The following is an 18069-nucleotide window of genomic DNA, read 5'->3' as shown; positions in this document are numbered from 1 at the left end:
TGGGTAATAATATAACTACTTATATTTGGACGGTTTATTTTTGATACAGGAAATAAAAAAATAAGTGGGTGGCATTTGACAAGTGTAGCTATGTGATATACATAGAGTCGCCCGAAAAACGGTTCACTTCGTGTTGAGCCGTTTTTCTTCCGTTCATTTTAAGTAGTTAGTATAATAACTCCGAAAGAGAAAGGGAGATGACCCTTGACGAAGGAATTATTTTTGACCGACAGCTATCGAAGGGAATGTGAAGCCTCCGTTTTAGAAATCGCGGAGGACAAGGTAATTTTGGATCAAACCGTTTTTTATCCTACAGGGGGAGGGCAGGAGCATGACACTGGCATGCTCGTACAAGGCGAGCAGATGTTTGAGGTCTACCGGGTGAAACGGGAAGGGGGGCGAATTGTTCACTATGTGAGAAATGCGGAGAAATTGGAAAAGGGCCCTGTCTTTGCTCGAGTTGACTGGGAGCGCCGCTACGGACTGATGCGGCACCACACACTTTTGCACGTACTCAGCGCGGTCGTTTACAAAAAGTACGGCGCGTTGTGTACCGGTAATCAAATTTATCCTGACCGAGCCCGCATTGATTTTAACCAGCTTCACGATTTGACACCGGAGCAGCTTAACGACGTCATGGAAGAAACAAATCGCATAATTGATTCGGATTATCCGATTTCGTACCGCACGGTAAGCAGGGAGGAAGCAGAAAATATTCCCGGCATGATCAAGACGATGGTCAGCCTGCTTCCGCCCTCTGTTACCCATGTCCGTCTTGTCTCTATTGATTCTGTCGATGAACAAGCATGCGGAGGTACGCATGTGAAACGTACCAGAGAAATTGGTCAAATGGAGATTACCAATGTAAAAAGCAAAGGAAAAAACAACAAGCGCCTGGAAGTGAGAATTATTCATGCTCCACAGGAGGTACGGTCATGAACACGAACGTAATGATTGGGTGTGTGATATATGGAGGAAATCTTTAAGGAACTGCAAAAGTTTGGTTTTTCGCTGTATGAGTGCAAAGCTTACGTTAGTCTGCTCAAGGTTCATCCGGTAACAGGATATGAAATCAGCAAGCGTTCAGGCGTGCCTCGATCAATGATTTACGAGGTGTTGGGGAAACTGATGGACAAAGGCGCTGTCCATCTTGTCCCTTCCGAACCGGTAAAATACTCCCCGGTACCCGCTGATAAGTTAATCGACCGGTTGAGGAAACAATTCGATCGCTCATTTTCCTATTTAGAGAAAAAACTGACCATGCTGCAGCAGGAACGGGAAATGGACGTGATATGGCATATTCGCAGCGACGAACTGGTCTTGAATGAAATGACAGAGATGATCGGCAGGGCCGAAAAGGAGTTATGGCTTTCCGTCTGGGAACCGCAAGTTCCGATGATTCAAGAGGCGGTAGAACGACATCTTCGGGAAGGGGTTCATGTCTTCTCCGTTCTTTTCGGGGCGCCGGACATAAAAATCGGGGCAACCTTTCACCATGATTACATGACGCCTGAAGTCGTAAAAGAGCGGACGAACGGCCATTTGACGATTGTAGCCCGAGACGGCCAAGAAGTGTTAATCGCCAATTTTTCGGATGAATCCACCTCTTGGGCAGTTAAGACACACGATCCGGTGCTCGTATTAGTTGCGACAGAATATATTCGACACGACATTATGATCGAAGAAATTACCGCTGAGTTTGGTTCAGAAAGGTTGGATGCACTTTGGCGAAATAACCCCGATTTGGTTTATGTCGTGAGGGGAAAACGGTTCGACTAGCAGAGAACCGTTTTTTAACACATGCATGTTAGTGTTTATAACAATAACTTCTTATATAGAAAAGTTCTCAATGGAGGAATCATGAGCGAGAAAGAAGTTTACTTGGATTACCCGACAAGTAACGACGAAAGTTTTATTCAAGGTGTGAAGGATTGCTTGCCCACGGTATTAGGTTATTTGAGCATCGGATTTGCTGCTGGTGTGGTGGAGAAAACGGCCGGTATGTCCTTGGCTGAAATTGCTCTAATGTCTTTACTGTTGTATGCTGGTTCGGCTCAGTTCATCGCTGCCGGGATGATGGCAGCAGGTAACCCGGCTACAGCTATTATTTTCACCGTGTTTTTTGTCAATTTGCGCCATCTTCTAATGAGTGCGGCGATCGCCCCTTATTATCGTCATCTGCCTGTATGGAAAAACGTCTTGATCGGATCTCAATTAACGGACGAAACGTTTGGCGTTGCCGCTACTCGGCTGTCTGGAAAGGCAAGGGGAAGTGACCGATGGATGTTCGGTTTAAATTTTACCGGTTATCTCAACTGGTTGCTAGCCAATATGGCTGGAGGGATTTTTGGCCAATGGCTCACTTCGCCGGAGAAGTTCGGTCTGGATTTCGCTTTACCTGCCATGTTTGTCGGCTTATTCATGCTACAATTGATAGAACGTTCAAAGTTTGGCGTTGATCTGGTCGTTGCGATCAGTGCAGTCGTTATAGCGATCGCTGGAACTGTTTTCGTATCCGAAAACGCTGGAGTATTGATCGCTATCATTATCGCTGCAAATATAGGGGTGTGGATCGAGAAATGGAAGTGAGATGGAGTTTTCTATGGATGCTTCTGGGAGCCTCACTTGTTACTTTCATACCAAGGGTTTTACCGCTCGTTGTGCTGAGCCGGATTCGTTTGCCGGATTGGGTGCTTCGCTGGCTTAATCATATTCCGATTGCCGTTATGTCCGCCTTGCTGGCCCAAGAGCTGCTTATTTCGAACGGATCTTTCTCGCCGTCGCCCACTGGGCTCATTGCCGCCCTGCCAGCGTTTGCTGTCGCTTATTTTACTCGAAGTTTGCTTGCCACGGTCATGACAGGGATCGTGGTAATGGCGTTGCTTCGTTACATATTATCATTTACCTTGTAACGATTTTATTTCAAAGGGACGGCAATCATTAGCTTTCTACCGCGCCGCATTGTCGGATTTGTTTCCGATTGTGGGTCATCCTATTAATGAACGTATTAATTTCGACATTCATATCTATATTAGTTGATTAGATGATTACTATTTTCAGCCTTGATAGGCTTTATGCCTTTCAAGGTTTCTTTTTTGGAGAGGGCTACTCAGTCACAAATGAGTTACCTTCTCCACATCATACCTCGAAAACTATGGCGAGAAGAATTTTAACATGCTTCCGATATAGAGCATAGAACAAGCTTGATAGCTTGGTAAAATGACTCTCGTTGGAGAAGCCTCCACCTCGCGATGCAAGCCAATAATCTGCTGTTGCAGGGGAGGCCAAGATAGGAGAAAAGGACACAGATTAAGCCACTGAGCATAATAGATCGGTCTCGCAGAGAGACAGATCTATTTTTGTATCTTGAATCTGTTTGATCGTTGTTCGTACTCTATGTTAATTTATCAATATGATAATGATTATCATTTTCGTATTGGATAGAGGTGTCCATATTGCTAAATCCACGTATTGATAAAGAACATACGTCTATTTTTTTGGACGATCTTTGGTGTAAATTGCGAAGCATCGAATTAGTGCGTGTCGGACAGATAGAGCAACAACTCATTGAGTCGCATGTCTTGATTATAGTAAAGAACGGCGAGGGACGTTTGACGATCGATTATACGGATTACCGATTGAGACAGGATGCCGTTCATTTCGCTTTACCCGGACAAACCATTGGAATATCTACAGAGGAAGGGGAGAGGGGGGAGCTATATGTCATCAGATTTGATGTATCTTGGGATTCGGATTCGAGAGAAGCGTTCCCACTGCAAAGAGAGCTTCCGATTTATCAAGATACCCAGATGGTTATGTTATGCGAGTTGATGTACAGGAGTTGCCGCAGTGAACATTCATTGGAACGGTTTCGTGGGCAGTCCGCATTTCAGGAATTGCTGTATTGGCTGCTGAAAAATATTCGGCTTTTTCCTGAGTCAGACCAGCGAACAGCGCTGGATCGCACCAAGGCCTATATCGACAGCCATTACAACGAAAGCCTGACGATTGAGTTCTTGGCTCGCATGGCGGATATTAGCCCTAAATATTACGTCGACTTATTTAAAAAAACGTACGGTAAAAGCGCGATCGATTATATAACGGAAGTGAGGCTCAACAATGCCAAGAAGATGATGATACAATCGGATGCCCGGCTGCGCGATATCGCTCATCAAGTGGGCTATAATGATGAATTTTATTTTAGCCGCAAATTTAAAAAAGAGGTAGGGGTATCTCCTACAGTCTATATGAAGAATCGTCGTCGCAAAATCGTAGCTTATACGTCTGCGATTCTCGGCCAAATGCTTGCGCTCAACATCATTCCCTATGCCGCTCCGCTTCACCCGAAATGGACGGCTTACTACCACAAAATGTATCGGACAGATATTCCGCTGCATCTCAGCGCATACCGGTTCAATCAAGACTGGGAATCCAATATTGAGGCGCTGAACGTTGCTCAACCGGATGTTGTGATATGCGACAAGGACAATCTGCATCCCAATGAGAAGAAACAGCTGGAAAAAATTGCACCAGTATTTTACATTCCCTGGAAAGAAAAGAATTGGCGGGAGCAATTTCAGCTGACGGCGCAATTCCTTGGAGCTGCGCGAGAAGCAGATTACTGGCTGGATAACTATGAGCATAAGGTGAAGTCTGCCAGAGAACGACTGAATCGGGAATTAGGAAACGACACCATGCTCATTATGAGTATTCATAAGAAAAGTTATTATCTTTGCCCCGCCCGCGGGATGAAAGATGTGTTATACGATGATTTACAGCTGAATATGGTGCCTCGATTCAATGATGCTGAATACAAACAAGCTGTCACCTTGGAGCAATTAGCGGAAATGGATGCTGATCGGATTCTACTGAATATATGCCAGGAACCGCAATCATTGAACCAATGGCAATTGCTGCAAACTTCCCGGCTGTGGCAAGACTTGAAAGCCGTCCGCAGGAACCATGTATATTTAATTTCCTCCGATCCATGGCGGGAATATTCTGCGTATGCCTGTGAACGAATAGTGGATGACCTGTTGAAGCAACTATTTCAGGCCGTTTAGAGAGCCCTTTTCTGATGCCGCGTTTTATGGAGATTGTCCAAATTAATTCTGGATATTGTCCATGTTCGATTGTGAAAGTCGTAGTTTATAATTTTAATGAGAATCATTATCATTGAAATGATAATGATTCTTAAAAAAGAGTCGGAGTTCATTATTTAGGAGGAATGTCATAACACCTGTTTGCTTATTAAGAAAGAGTACATAGGCTTTCAGGATTGTCCGTCTGGAGGTGGAATGTCTTCATTACGGAGAGTACAGTGCAGCATGCAAATGACAAGGTTTTAACACATAATTTACGGAAGCTCCTACAGGGATGCTTCTAATGATATGACAGTAGAGAGGGAGCAGTAGAATGAATAAGAAAGTATGGGCATTAGGTTTGGCAGGTATGATGATGTTTGGGGTGGCAGCTTGCGGAGCGAAAGAGGAGGCCAAGCCAGCAACCGCTGCAACGACGAGTTCGCAAAGCAAAGGCATGTCTGAAAACAATTCTTCCAAGAATACGGTGAACGCTACAAACGAAATGAGAACCATTCATTACTTAGGCAAAGAGTACAGCGTTCCAGTGAAAGCAGAAAAAATTGTCATTACCGGGTCGGTGGAATCAATGGAAGATGCGCTGGTACTTGACGTTAAACCTGTGGGAGCTATGACAACCGGCGGCAGGTTCGCGCCACTGTTTGCCAAGATTATCGAAGGTGCGGAAGGGGTCGGGGAGAAGACTCAGCCCAATATGGAAACCATCCTGAAGCTTAAGCCGGATGTTATTCTGGCCAGCACTAAGTTTCCTGCCGAAACAGTGGAAAAACTGAACAAGATAGCCACAACGATCCCCGTCTCACACATTTCCACTAATTGGGAATCTAACCTAAACTTGTTGGCTGAGCTTACAGGGAAGCAGGAGCAAGCCAGACAGGCATTGCAAAAGTACAATGAGGAGGTTCATGGGCTTAAAGAAAAGATCGGAGTTGTTTTTAAAGACAAGAACGTTCTGGTTATGAGGGTGCGGGCAGGCAGCATCATGATCTATCCTGAAAATGTGTTCTTTAATCCATCAGTATATTCCGATCTGGGGGCTATGGTTCCGAAAGAAGTGAAGCAAGCGAAGGCTCAACAAGTGATTTCTCTTGAAAAGCTGTCTGAGATGAACCCGGATTACCTTTTTGTTCAATTCTCGGAAGCTGAGAATAAAGACACACCTAAGGTGCTTGAAGATTTGCAAAAAAATCCGATTTGGAAAAGCATCAATGCAGTAAAAAATGACAACGTGTTTGTCAATTTGGTCGATCCGACTCTTCAGGGCGGTACGGTTTACAGTAAAATTGCCTTCTTGGAAGCCATTAAAAGCAGCAAATTAGTTCAAACAAAGTGAGTAGAGCGCTATGCGATCAAGGATTTCTCCATCTGCCCTGATCCTATGGAGTTCACCATTTCTCATTGTACTTACGATTCTTTTGTCGATTTTATATGGAGCCAAGAACATAGAGATAAGCACGATTCGTGATGCGTTGTTCTCTTTTGATCCAGGAAATGTGAATCACCAGATTATTATGCATTCCAGATTCCCAAGGGTGGTCGGGGCTCTGTTAATTGGAGCTTTTCTGGCCATTTCAGGAGCGCTTATGCAGGGTATGACAAGAAATTATCTTGCATCTCCCTCTATTATGGGGGTTTCTGACGGCTCGGTTTTTGCGATTACGATCTGTATGATCTTTATGCCGAATTCTTCGTCTATAGAAATGATTCTGTACTCTTTTATGGGATCGGCGCTTAGCATCGTCCTCGTGTTCGGGATGGCAATTCTGCTTCCCGGAGGGCTCTCGCCGGTTCGGATGGCGATTTTAGGTACGATCATCGGTACGTTTCTAAGCAGCATTTCCGCAGCGTTATCGACCTATTTCCAAGTCTCGCAAAACATCAGCTTTTGGTACAATGCGCGGCTGCACCAGATGGATCCAGAACTGATTAAGCTCGCGATCCCTTTTGCCGTGGTCGGCATTGTGATGGCAATCCAGCTTTCCAAATCCATTTCTGTTCTATCTCTTGGTGAAGAGATTGCCGTTAGCTTGGGGCAAAAAACGACGCTGATCAAGTTTGCTGCTACATTCAGCGTTGTCATTTTGACGGGCATCTCGGTGGCGCTTGTAGGGAAGATTGGATTTGTAGGGCTTATCGTACCTCATATCGCCCGTTTTTTGACAGGTGCCGATTATAAATGGATAATTCCATGCTCCGGGGTGCTTGGAGGACTCTTTCTTGCACTGTGTGATGTGCTCAGCCGATTCCTTAATTATCCGTTCGAGATGCCGATTGGTGTGGTCACGTCTCTCCTTGGCGTTCCTTTTTTTCTTTATTTAATCAGAACGAGGGGAGGCGGGACGCGTGAATAATGTTTCTAGAAGTCGCTATGTCATCGCGTTAGTTATCGGTATTGCCATGATGTTAGTTACTATGTATATGAGTTTGACGAGCGGCGCTTTTGATATTAAGGTCATGGATATTATTCGGACATTATTGCGAATGGATTCGCAGCCTGATCAGGACTTGGTCATTTTTGAATTTCGTCTGCCAAGAATCATCATCGCCATGCTGGTTGGAATGGGGTTGGCCATCGCAGGGGCTGTCATTCAGAGCATTACGAGAAACGGATTGGCTGATCCGGGGATTCTGGGAATTAACTCGGGCGCAGGTGCAGCTATGGTCATTTTTTTGTTTTTTTATCAAGGACAAAGTAAAGGAGACGAATGGACGTCTATTCTGGCGATGCCGCTATTTGGCTTGATAGGCGGGCTTCTCGCAGCGTTCCTTATCTACCTGTTTTCTTGGAAGAATGGAAAGCTGGAATCGCAACGTCTCTTGCTGACCGGTATTGCAATAGCATCAGGCTTAGGGGCTGTTTCGCTTTATCTGACATTGAAAATGAATCCTAACGACTTTGAGATGGCAGTGGTATGGAATTCGGGCAGCATTTACAATGCCAATTGGAAATATATCATTTCTATTCTTCCATGGTTTGTACTTCTTGTTCCTGTCATTGTGAGCAAGTCATATATTCTGGATTTATTTCAATTGGATGAAGACAGCGTCATAAGCGTGGGTGTAGCCTCGCAAAAAGAAAAAGCGGTGCTCTTATTAAGCAGTATCGGCATTGTGAGCGCATGTGTATCCGTATCGGGGGGGATCGGATTTATTGGTCTGATGGCCCCTCACATCGCGAAGTATCTTGTCGGCAATGCACATAGACGAATCATTCCAGTATGCGGAGTTGTCGGGGCACTGTTAGTGATGATCTCTGATTATATCAGCAAGACGGTCTTTGCCCCGGCAGAATTGCCCGTAGGTATCGTCACTGCAATCATTGGCGTTCCGTATTTTATTTTTTTGCTTTACAGGAAAAAGGGGCGGAGCTAATTGAGAAAAGTTTAAAGGATTCTATTAGGATTAGGGGAGGAAATGCTAACAATGGCTCGCAAGATAATCAAGCAGATTGAAACGCCGGTCAAACATACTGCAGGCAGTGAGGTTACAATACCGCATACAGAACAGTGGGAGCTGCATTCTAGCGTCCACAACCGTAAATATCGAATCTTTGTCGCTAAGCCCAATGAGGCTCCGCCACCCTCGGGATATCCGGTGATCTATTTGCTGGATGCCAACTCTGTATTTGGAACGATGGTAGAGACTGTGCGCGTACAGGCGCGTGCGCACGAGAAGACCGGAGTTGTTCCGGCAGTTATCGTTGGGATTGGCTATCAGACCGAAGCCCCGTTTGATTCCGCACGTTATTACGATTTTACTCTGCCGACTCCAGCTGAAGATCTGCCCAAAAGCCCTGACGGAAGAGCATGGCCGGAGCTCGGAGGAGCAGAATTATTTTTGCGATTCATCGAAGAGGATCTGAAACCCGAGATCGAGCGCACGTTCAAAATTGATAAAAGTAGACAAACTATCTTTGGCCATTCACTTGGTGGTCTCTTTGTGTTGCAAGTGCTTTTTACTCATCCGCATGCTTTTCAAACGTATGTCGCGGGCAGCCCCTCCATTCATTGGAACAAGTCGTTCATTTTTGAAGCGGAGCGGCAATTCGTTTCCTTTCTGGAGCAGGAAAGTATAAATGTTAGCCTCATGATCGCGGCGGGAGAGCTAGAAAAATCACATAAGAGTCGCATGAACGAAAACGCGAAGGAGCTTTCAGAACGTCTATCTGCCTTCGCAGACTGTGGAGTGCACGTAGAGTTCAAAGAGTTCGAGGAGGAGGGCCATATATCGGTGCTGCCGGTCTTGATCAGCCGCGGTGTACGGTTTGCATTGACATCTATATCTTGATAAAAGATTTGTATACCGTTGACGAGAATAACAATCCTTTAACGGTGACCATGTGACAGCTGAGGAGAAGCAAAATACTGGCTCGCTCGTTATGATCGTTTTCTGTCAGAAGCCCAAAAACGACTGTCTCCGGATATTAGAACGTGTGCTATACACTCTAAGCTTGACTGAGAGACTAATGTTTTATATGATAATGATAATTATTATTGATTAGAGGTGTGGATGTATGAATCATTCAATAGCGAAAGGAAAAGTAGCAACTGTCATTCAGGAGCGAAGAACGATAAAAAAATTCAAATCTGATTCGGTGTCCCTTGAGATTCTGAATGAGCTGCTTAATGTGGCGGTATGGGCGCCCAATCATGGACTACGGGAACCGTGGCGCTTCATTGTTTTTAAGGATAGTGGAAAGACTGTATTAACAAATGCGATCAGCGAGTTTTTAATTCATGGTCCTTTGAAGATGGATGTGGAGACCGTTAATAAGCGAATGGATTATTTTAAAAGTATTCCGTTGCTTCTGCTTGTCGTCATGCCTCTTCATCCGAACGAACATGAGAGAGACGAGGATTTTGCCGCTGCCAGTGCTTTGATTCAAAATTTGCAGTTAGCGGCATGGGAAATAGGGATTGGCGTTTTATGGCGAACGAATCCATTTTTGCAGGAAGAGGATGTGAAAGAAAAGCTGGGTGTAGGAAGGGACGAGCGCATCGTCGGTTTGCTACAAATCGGTTATCCGGAGCAAATTCCGCCTGCACATCCAAGAACGGCGGCCGAGAATTTGCTGACAGTTATAGATCATCCGGACGTTCCCGTACAAACCGGCTCATGATTTCTGCGCTTTTTCATGACAGAAAATGCCGTTTGAAAGCACACTGGCTTTAGCTGATCGATAGCACAGCTTTTAACATTCTTCCGAAATTCATCTCTCACTTTGTTTGCGTACTTTCGTACAGTCTGGAAGCAATGCCCCGTTTCTTTTGCGATGGCTCAATGATGAATAAATACTTTTTTATCACTCTTGGGCTAATGATTTTTGTGTTGAATGCATGTCTTTTTCAAGAGAAAGTCCAAGCTAAAACCGTAATTAATGGTTCTGATTATGAGGCGAATTTTGATGGAGTACAAGATGATACCGCTGCTATTCAAAACGCTATTAACATGGCTCCAGAAGGCTTTATCATTCAACTTCCTGTTCCAAAACTGAGGTTACGATAACAGGAAATAAAGGTAAACAATTAAAGAAGTCACTCTTTGATTGTAGACAAAGTCTAACTTTCAGACAGGTCTACAAGCTGCAAAGAGACACTCTTTTTTCTATGAATATTTTCACATCAGACAAAAACTCGCAGTGCGTGCCAAAAACTTTTTTTGCATGTCTGCGAGTTTTTTTACATTTAATTAACACGAATGGTAACACACCAAGGTGAAAGGAAAAGAGAAAAACAAATTAAAAACAGGTAAAAACAACGAAACAAACAAAAATTAATGTGGAATTAATATTAGATTAACATTTCTTCTTTATAGTGAGAGGTGTCAAGCAATTACAAATTTGATAAAACGAAGCGAGGGAGAAAAAGATGAAGCGATGGAGCAAGCTGTTGCTGGTGATGACGCTATTGCTGTTAGCTATCTTGACAGGATGCGGCGGTGGAAAGGCAACGACGGGAGAAAAAACGCAGGGAAATGGGGAAGGAAAAGCAAAAGAGTTAACGATCTATACGGCACTAGAAGATGACCAAATTCAAACGTATTTGGAATCATTCAAGAAAAAATATCCTGATATTAAACTGAATATTGTGCGCGACTCGACTGGTGTCATTACTGCTAAGCTTCTCGCGGAAAAAGAAAATCCGCAAGCGGATGTTGTGTGGGGGACAGCAGCGACAAGCCTGCTGGTGTTAGATCAAAATCAAATGCTGGAAGGTTATTCACCAAAAGGAATTGAACGTATTGTTCCACAGTTTAAAGATAAAGCAGAGCCTGCGCATTGGGTGGGAATTGACGCTTGGGAAACAGCGATAATTGTAAATACAAAAGAGTTAGAAAAGCGTAAGCTTCCGATTCCGCAAACGTATGCTGATTTAATTAAGCCAGAATACAAAGGGTTAATCGTCATGCCGAACCCGTCTTCTTCCGGCACAGGGTTTCTGACGGTTTCAGGTTTACATCAATTGCTTGGGGAGCAAAAGGCATGGGAGTACATGGATAAGCTGCATGAAAATATTGCGCTATATACGCATTCCGGTTCCAAGCCAGCGAAAATGGCGGCGCAAGGGGAATATCCAATCGGGATTTCCTTTGGTTATCGTGGGATTACGGAGAAGAAAAAAGGAGCGCCGGTGGAAGTTGTATTCCTGAAAGAGGGCTCTGGATGGGATCTGGAGGCAAATGCGCTGGTGAAAAAGAAGGAGATCAAGCCGGAAGCGAAGCTATTTCTTGATTGGGCGATTAGCGGTGAAGCGATGAAAGAATACAACAAGAACTTTGCGATTGTTAGTGTGAAAAATGAAGGACAGGGCATTCCGGAAGGGTATACTCAAGATCCGTTAAAGCAACTCATTCCTTATGATTTTAATAAAGCAGCGACTGAGCGTGATAAGATTTTAGCGGAATGGGACAAGCGCTATAGCGCAAAAAGCGAACCGAAAAAGTAGAAAGGAGAAGAGATGGGCTTATGAACGATGCATACCTTTCTGTACATAACATTTCCAAGCAATTTGGTACATTTACCGCGTTACGTGATATTAGCTTTGAGATTCGTAAGGGTGAGTTTGTTTGCCTGCTTGGTCCGAGTGGGTGTGGAAAAACGACGCTTCTTCGAATTTTAGCCGGATTGGAACAGCCGAATCAGGGGCGAATTTTCGTCGGGGGGAAGGAAGTAACGTCCCTTCCTCCTGCACAGCGTAATTTCGGGATGGTATTCCAATCGTACGCTTTGTTTCCGAATTTAACGGCCTATCAAAATATTGCGTATGGCTTGAAGAACAGAAAGCTGTCCAAACGGGAGATTGATGAAAAAGTGCGGGAAGCACTGGCAATGGTGGATTTAGAACATATCCGAGACAAGTATCCGTCTCAGCTTTCGGGAGGACAGCAGCAGCGCATTGCACTGGCGCGTGCCATTGCTTTGTCACCTGATTTTCTACTCTTGGATGAACCATTGTCGGCACTCGATGCAAAAGTACGCATGAAACTGCGGCGAGAAATTTGCGCCTTGCAAGACAGATTAGGAATTACAACGATTATGGTTACACATGATCAGGAAGAAGCATTAACAATGGCAGATCGGATTATGGTGATGAATCATGCAGAAATTGTGCAAGTCGGGACACCGGAGGACGTATATCAGTATCCAAACTCTCCGTTTGTGGCTGACTTTATCGGAGCCATTAATTTCTTATCTGCTTCCCAGTTGAGCGACGTTACATCAGGAAAGGAAGCGTTGATGGCCGTACGTCCTGAACATATTCGCATCATGGAAGTGGAAAGTGAAGTTGGCTTGCAGGCTGTGATTCGGGATGTCGAATTTCGTGGCCCGTTTTACCGGGTCATGCTGCAAATGATAGACGAGCGCAATACACTAACGGATCAGATGGTGATGCTTGATGTATCGGCGCATGTATCAGAGCGGATTCGCCTGGAAAAGGATAAAAGGTTATCACTTGAATTACCAATGGAAAGGCTGATCTCATTTGAAGAAAGCATGGTGGCAAAATGAGCGCGGGGAAGCGAGATTGCTGGATTCGCCGATGATTCGCCAGAAAACCGGAAAAGATGAATGGATTCAAAAAGCGCTGTTACTTGTAATGCTTGTTTCGCTCTTTGTCAGTATAGTCATACCCCTTGGTGTTTTGTTTCGCCAGGCATTATTCGATAAAACAGGAGCGTTTGTCGGGTTTGCCCATTTCATTTCGTATTTTTCCAATTCAACGCTGGCACAGTCTCTTGTGAATACGATATACGTTTCCACTGTTACGACAGTTGTATCCGTCATGCTAGCGTTCCTGTATGCTTATGCGCTCCATCGTACGGCGATGAGGGGGAAAGGATTTTTCAAATATGTGGCCTTGCTTCCGCTGTTTGCACCGACGATGATGTATGGCATTGGATTGACCTATTTGTTTGGCAATCAGGGAGTGGTAACAACAGGGCTGTTCGGGTACTTCTCTAAGGGTATTAATATTGATCTGTACGGTCCGGTTGGCATCATTCTGGCGGAAATTGTGTACACATTCCCGCAGGCGTTTCTGATCGTAAGCGTTTCGCTGGCGGTCGCGGATTATACGTTGTACGAGGCGGCGGATACGCTAGGTGCAGGCAAAATCCGCAAGTTTTTCACCATTACATTGCCTAGCATTAAATATGGGCTTGTTAGCTCCGCATTTGTTACATTTACACTGTGTTTTACCGATTTCGGTGCTCCGAAAATTGTTGGTGGACAATATAACGTGTTGGCAACGGACATTTATAAGTATGTGATTGGACAGCAAGATATGGGCATGGGTTCCACTGTGGGAATGCTCTTGTTGATTCCGGCCGTGCTCGCATTTATCGTAGATCGCTTGGTAGAACGAAAGCAAGGCTCATTTATTACGGCTAAGTCCATTCCTTACCGAGCGGACAAAAAGCCGCTGCGTGATCGTCTTTGTTTTGTGTATTGCTCATTTGTAGCAGGCGCCATTCTTGTTCTGCTTGGCGCGGTAGCGCTGGCGGCGTTCGTGAAAGTATGGCCGTATGATGTAACGTTTACGCTGGCACACTTTGATTTTACAACGGTCGCTGGCGGCGATGGAATGACTTCTTATTGGAATAGCGTGCTGGTAGCTGCGTTAAGTGCAGTTGTCGGAACCGTGATCACGTTTGTAAATGCGTACTTGATTGAAAAAACTAGATTTATGCCGATGCTGCGTCAATTTGGTTATTTTATCTCGATTTTGCCAATGGCGGTTCCAGGGTTGGTGATTGGTCTCGCCTACATCTTTTTCTTTAACCAGCCAGGCAATCCGCTGAATTGGATGTATGGAACGATATATATCATCATATTGGCGAACATTACGCATTTTTATTCGGTGGCATTCATTACGGCAACAAGTGCGTTGAAAAAGCTGGACAAGGAATTTGAACTTGTTTCTGAGTCTATGAGGGTGCCGTTTTATAAAACGTTTTTCCGGGTTACCGTACCGTTGACATTGCCAGCGATTCTTGAAATAGCTGTCTATTATTTTGTGAATTCGATGGTTACGATTTCGGCTGTAGTCTTCCTTTATTCAGCGGATTTCAAACTGGCATCGGTGGCGATTGTCAATATGGATGACGCCGGCGATATTGCCCCGGCAGCAGCGATGTCAATCCTGATTGTGCTAACAAATATTATTGTGCGAACCATATATGAAGGGCTGACGTTCAAATTGCGTCAGCGTACGCAAGCATGGCAAAAACGATAAATGATAGAGGAGGAGAAGACAATGATACAGGCTGTGATTTTCGACTGGGCAGGAACAATGATTGATTACGGATGCTTCGCCCCGCTGGCGGCATTTATGGAAGCTTTCAAACACAAAGGTGTGGAGATTACCGTGGAAGAAGCGCGGGAGCCGATGGGGCTTTTGAAGCGTGAGCATATTGCGGCGATTTGTGCTATGGAGCGTGTTGCCGGTGCATGGGAGGAAAAGCATGGCAAACGCCCGGATCATGCAGATATTGATGAGTTATATGCCGATTTTGAAGCCAGATTGTTTTCCGTGCTTGCGAATCATGCGAAACCGGTTCCGGGAGCCGTCCAGTTGGTCAATCGTTTGCGTGAACAAGGGATGAAAATCGGCTCTACGACAGGATACACGACAGATATGATGCATGTTATCGTACCGAAAGCGAAGAAGCACGGGTATGAGCCGGATACGCTTGTGACACCGGATGAAGTGCCGGCAGGCCGTCCGTTCCCCTGGATGTGCTATACGAACGCGATGCGCTTAGGTGTATATCCAATGTGGCGGATTGTAAAGGTAGGCGATACGCTGAGCGACATTCAGGAAGGAAGAAACGCTGGAGCATGGACGGTAGGTGTAATTAAAGGAAGCAGCGAGCTTGGTATGACAGAGGAGGAAGTACATGCATGTGATACAGATGTACTCAGCAGAAAAATGACGGATGTCCGTGATAGATTCCTCCACGCCGGGGCCCATTTTGTCATTGAAACGATCGGTGAACTGGAAGAAGTGATTGCCGAGATAAATGAGCGCATGCGGCAAGGCGAACGCCCGTAATCAGAGAAAGAAAGGAAGAAGAAAATGTCCAAAGTGATGCTCCATCAATTGCCAGACAATTCTTATTTGTTATTAACGCCTGGACCGCTTTCAACAACGAAGCGGGTCAAAGCAGCAATGTTGCGTGATTGGTGCACATGGGATGACGATTACAAAGAACTCGTACAAGCCATTCGCCGGAAGCTGGTGCAATTGGCTGGTTCGAATATGGAAGACTATACGGCTGTGCTCATGCAGGGAAGCGGAACGTTTTGCGTTGAGTCCGTTATTGGCACAGCGATTCCGGAAAACGGCAAGCTGCTTGTGCTGACCAACGGTGCGTACGGCCAGCGGATTGCACAGATGGCCCGCATGCTGCGCATTGAAACGATGGTTCTCGATGCAGGAGAAGTTGCGCCGGTAGATGTCGCGCGCCTGGAAGAAGAACTAAAGCACGATCCGGATATTACGCATATTGCAGTGGTACATACGGAGACGACCACTGGGATGCTGAATCCGATCGCGGATGTTGGGAAGGTAGCTAAAGCGTATGGCAAATGCTTTATTGTCGATGCGATGAGCAGCTTCGGCGGCATTGCGCTCGACGTAGCGGCACTGGATATCGACTTTTTAATCAGCAGTGCGAACAAGTGCATTCAAGGTGTTCCGGGCTTCGGATTTATTCTGGCAAAAAAAGAAGTGCTTGCTGGGTGTAAAGGACAGGCCCGCTCATTATCGCTTGATTTATATGACCAGTGGAACACAATGGAGAAGCAAAATGGAAAATGGCGTTTTACTTCTCCGACGCATGTTGTACATGCTTTTTACGTTGCATTGCAAGAATTGGAGGAAGAAGGCGGTATTGCGGTACGGGAAGCGCGCTACCGGCAGAATCAGCGCACGTTGATAGAAGGGATGAAGCACCTTGGATTTATGCCGTTGTTGGATGAGCAGCATCAATCGCCGATCATTACATCCTTCTATTATCCAGAAAGCTCATTATTTACGTTTAAAGAGTTTTATGCCCGGTTGAAGAGGGAAGGATTTGTGATTTATCCAGGAAAAATTACGACGATGGATACGTTCCGCATCGGAAATATTGGAGAAGTGTACCCGGATGATATGAAACGACTGGTAGAGGCTATCGAGAAAAACATATTTTGGTAAAAAGATGAGATGATATATAGTAAAGGAGAATGAACATGAAAGTATTTTGCTTAGGTGGGGCAGGACGAATTTGTCGGGAAGCGATTCTGGATTTGGTGCAGCATTCTTCGTTTGAAAAAATTACAGTGGCCGATTTTAACGAAGAGGAAGGTCACAAAGTGGTAAAGTGGCTGAACGACCCACGTGTCGATTTCCAAAAAGTTGATGTGCGGAACCGCGAGGCGACGGTACAGCAAATGAAAGGATACGATGTCGTAATGGATGGTACGACCATTACACTGAATGGGTTGTCTACGGCATGCATTGCGGAAGCGGGGTGCCACGGTATTAACCTGAACGGATTCGGTGAAGAGAGTGCGTCTGATAAAGTGTTCAAAAAGAATGGAAAAACATGCGTACCGGGCTTCGGGATGACACCAGGCGTAACGCAAATGATGGCGATGCATGCTGCTAACCAATTAGATGAAGTGGAAAGCATTCGTGTAAGCCATGGCGCGTTTCGTCCGATTGCTTTTTCGCGTTCGATTGCGGAGACGACCACCTATGAATATGATCCGAATTTGCCAGACCGTGTTATATATGAGAATGGCGAATTTGTACAAGTTCCGCCGTTTGCAAGACCCCGTGAAATTCGCCTGCCGGAGCCATATGGCACAACGGTGCAGTATATCATTCCGCATGCGGAAACAAAGACCCTAGCGAAAGCGTTGGCGCATAAAGGTATAAAATTGATTGAAGTGCGCGGCACATGGCCGAAGAAAAACATGCAATTAGTTCGCGCGCTGTACGAATGGGGCTTTTTGCGCAATGAAAAAATTAATGTTAAAGGCGTAGAAGTTGGCATTCTTGATTGCATTAGCGAATATTTGTTCAATTCCAAAGAAGGAACGGAAACCGAGCTGTACGGATATTCACTGCATGTGGAAGTCGTAGGCATGAAGGATGGAAAACGGATGTGCCATACGTTGTATCATACGCACCCGGCTTCAGATGGCTCGGTAGAAGGATGGGAAAAACTGCGTGCGTATACACGTAACGTCGGTATCCCGATGGCCATTGCAACGGAAATGCTGGCAAAAGGGATGGTAAAGGCGACAGGTGTCATTACACCGGAAGAAGCGTTTGATCCGGCTGCTATTTTCAAAGAGTTGGAGAAGCGTCAAATTTTTGTTCATGAGGAAATTACGGAGATTGGTGCGGAAACGCAGGCGATAGTAGAGTCTATGTCACGCTAATCAAAAAGGATTAAGCAATAAAACAGGGGGCTT

Annotated in this window: 17 protein-coding genes; all 17 read left to right on the top strand. The window is 45.3% G+C overall.

Features of this window, described 5'->3' with window-relative positions; genetic code table 11:
* Positions 1–204 precede the first annotated feature (204 nt).
* The 17 genes from BLR88_RS04520 to BLR88_RS04440 all read left to right on the top strand — a co-directional run bounded on the left by BLR88_RS04520 (position 205) and on the right by BLR88_RS04440 (position 18036).
* Complete coding sequence (locus BLR88_RS04520) at positions 205–939, top strand: alanyl-tRNA editing protein (RefSeq protein ID WP_057898701.1); 735 nt, start codon at positions 205–207, stop codon at positions 937–939.
* Positions 940–969: 30 nt separating this feature from the next.
* A complete protein-coding gene (locus BLR88_RS04515; RefSeq protein ID WP_057898702.1) occupies positions 970–1779 on the top strand; it encodes a TrmB family transcriptional regulator in 810 nt (269 codons plus the stop codon).
* Positions 1780–1860: 81 nt separating this feature from the next.
* The gene (locus BLR88_RS04510) at positions 1861–2589 is read left to right on the top strand and encodes an AzlC family ABC transporter permease (protein WP_057898703.1); all 729 of its coding nucleotides are present in this window, start codon (positions 1861–1863) and stop codon (positions 2587–2589) included.
* Positions 2580–2912 carry an AzlD domain-containing protein gene (locus tag BLR88_RS04505; protein WP_057898704.1) on the top strand — a complete coding sequence of 111 codons (333 nt, stop codon included), beginning with the start codon at positions 2580–2582 and terminating at the stop codon, positions 2910–2912. The genes BLR88_RS04510 and BLR88_RS04505 overlap by 10 nt, the downstream gene beginning before the upstream one ends.
* 540 nt (positions 2913–3452) lie before the next feature.
* The gene (locus tag BLR88_RS04500; protein ID WP_057900305.1) at positions 3453–5063 is read left to right on the top strand and encodes an AraC family transcriptional regulator; all 1611 of its coding nucleotides are present in this window, start codon (positions 3453–3455) and stop codon (positions 5061–5063) included.
* A gap of 352 nt (positions 5064–5415) precedes the next feature.
* Positions 5416–6435: an ABC transporter substrate-binding protein gene (locus BLR88_RS04495; RefSeq protein ID WP_057898705.1), complete on the top strand. Its 1020-nt coding sequence runs from the start codon at positions 5416–5418 to the stop codon at positions 6433–6435.
* A gap of 10 nt (positions 6436–6445) precedes the next feature.
* A complete protein-coding gene (locus BLR88_RS04490; RefSeq protein ID WP_057898706.1) occupies positions 6446–7453 on the top strand; it encodes a FecCD family ABC transporter permease in 1008 nt (335 codons plus the stop codon).
* 46 nt (positions 7454–7499) lie between these two features.
* The gene (locus tag BLR88_RS04485; RefSeq protein ID WP_057900306.1) at positions 7500–8474 is read left to right on the top strand and encodes a FecCD family ABC transporter permease; all 975 of its coding nucleotides are present in this window, start codon (positions 7500–7502) and stop codon (positions 8472–8474) included.
* A gap of 51 nt (positions 8475–8525) precedes the next feature.
* On the top strand, positions 8526–9389 hold the full coding sequence (locus BLR88_RS04480; protein ID WP_057898707.1) for an alpha/beta hydrolase: 864 nt from the start codon (positions 8526–8528) through the stop codon (positions 9387–9389).
* A 226-nt stretch (positions 9390–9615) separates the two neighbouring features.
* Positions 9616–10221, top strand: a complete 606-nt coding sequence (locus BLR88_RS04475; RefSeq protein ID WP_057898708.1) for a nitroreductase family protein — start codon at positions 9616–9618, stop codon at positions 10219–10221.
* Positions 10222–10382: 161 nt separating this feature from the next.
* The gene (locus BLR88_RS04470; RefSeq protein ID WP_057898709.1) at positions 10383–10607 is read left to right on the top strand and encodes a hypothetical protein; all 225 of its coding nucleotides are present in this window, start codon (positions 10383–10385) and stop codon (positions 10605–10607) included.
* Positions 10608–10969: 362 nt separating this feature from the next.
* Positions 10970–12046, top strand: a complete 1077-nt coding sequence (locus BLR88_RS04465) for a putative 2-aminoethylphosphonate ABC transporter substrate-binding protein (RefSeq protein ID WP_057898710.1) — start codon at positions 10970–10972, stop codon at positions 12044–12046.
* 20 nt (positions 12047–12066) lie between these two features.
* A complete protein-coding gene (locus BLR88_RS04460) occupies positions 12067–13110 on the top strand; it encodes a putative 2-aminoethylphosphonate ABC transporter ATP-binding protein (protein ID WP_057898711.1) in 1044 nt (347 codons plus the stop codon).
* A 31-nt stretch (positions 13111–13141) separates the two neighbouring features.
* Positions 13142–14836 (top strand): putative 2-aminoethylphosphonate ABC transporter permease subunit, encoded by a 1695-nt coding sequence (locus BLR88_RS04455; protein ID WP_091260082.1) that lies wholly within the window; start codon positions 13142–13144, stop codon positions 14834–14836.
* Positions 14837–14857: 21 nt separating this feature from the next.
* Positions 14858–15655 (top strand): phosphonoacetaldehyde hydrolase, encoded by a 798-nt coding sequence (phnX, locus tag BLR88_RS04450; protein WP_082705964.1) that lies wholly within the window; start codon positions 14858–14860, stop codon positions 15653–15655.
* A gap of 48 nt (positions 15656–15703) precedes the next feature.
* The gene (phnW, locus tag BLR88_RS04445; protein WP_175493558.1) at positions 15704–16801 is read left to right on the top strand and encodes a 2-aminoethylphosphonate--pyruvate transaminase; all 1098 of its coding nucleotides are present in this window, start codon (positions 15704–15706) and stop codon (positions 16799–16801) included.
* A gap of 35 nt (positions 16802–16836) precedes the next feature.
* Positions 16837–18036, top strand: coding sequence for a saccharopine dehydrogenase family protein (locus tag BLR88_RS04440; RefSeq protein ID WP_057898712.1), 1200 nt, complete (start codon positions 16837–16839; stop codon positions 18034–18036).
* The last annotated feature ends 33 nt before the right edge of the window (positions 18037–18069 follow it).

Source organism: Aneurinibacillus thermoaerophilus, from assembly GCF_900099925.1.
GTDB classification, from domain to species: Bacteria; Bacillota; Bacilli; order Aneurinibacillales; family Aneurinibacillaceae; genus Aneurinibacillus; species Aneurinibacillus thermoaerophilus.
The sequence above is the reverse complement of the archived record's forward strand: the minus strand, read 5'-3'. Positions and strand labels throughout refer to the sequence as shown.

Bases quoted from the DNA above. Each gene is read 5' to 3' on its own strand.
- BLR88_RS04460 (WP_057898711.1), top strand. From the start codon at position 12,067: ATGAACGATGCATACCTTTCTGTACATAACATTTCCAAGCAATTTGGT.
- BLR88_RS04495 (WP_057898705.1), top strand. From the start codon at position 5,416: ATGAATAAGAAAGTATGGGCATTAGGTTTGGCAGGTATGATGATGTTT.
- BLR88_RS04465 (WP_057898710.1), top strand. From the start codon at position 10,970: ATGAAGCGATGGAGCAAGCTGTTGCTGGTGATGACGCTATTGCTGTTA.
- BLR88_RS04480 (WP_057898707.1), top strand. From the start codon at position 8,526: ATGGCTCGCAAGATAATCAAGCAGATTGAAACGCCGGTCAAACATACT.
- BLR88_RS04490 (WP_057898706.1), top strand. From the start codon at position 6,446: ATGCGATCAAGGATTTCTCCATCTGCCCTGATCCTATGGAGTTCACCA.
- BLR88_RS04440 (WP_057898712.1), top strand. From the start codon at position 16,837: ATGAAAGTATTTTGCTTAGGTGGGGCAGGACGAATTTGTCGGGAAGCG.
- phnX (WP_082705964.1), top strand. From the start codon at position 14,858: ATGATACAGGCTGTGATTTTCGACTGGGCAGGAACAATGATTGATTAC.
- BLR88_RS04470 (WP_057898709.1), top strand. From the start codon at position 10,383: ATGATGAATAAATACTTTTTTATCACTCTTGGGCTAATGATTTTTGTG.
- BLR88_RS04515 (WP_057898702.1), top strand. From the start codon at position 970: ATGGAGGAAATCTTTAAGGAACTGCAAAAGTTTGGTTTTTCGCTGTAT.
- BLR88_RS04475 (WP_057898708.1), top strand. From the start codon at position 9,616: ATGAATCATTCAATAGCGAAAGGAAAAGTAGCAACTGTCATTCAGGAG.
- BLR88_RS04505 (WP_057898704.1), top strand. From the start codon at position 2,580: ATGGAAGTGAGATGGAGTTTTCTATGGATGCTTCTGGGAGCCTCACTT.
- BLR88_RS04455 (WP_091260082.1), top strand. From the start codon at position 13,142: ATGATTCGCCAGAAAACCGGAAAAGATGAATGGATTCAAAAAGCGCTG.
- BLR88_RS04485 (WP_057900306.1), top strand. From the start codon at position 7,500: ATGATGTTAGTTACTATGTATATGAGTTTGACGAGCGGCGCTTTTGAT.
- BLR88_RS04510 (WP_057898703.1), top strand. From the start codon at position 1,861: ATGAGCGAGAAAGAAGTTTACTTGGATTACCCGACAAGTAACGACGAA.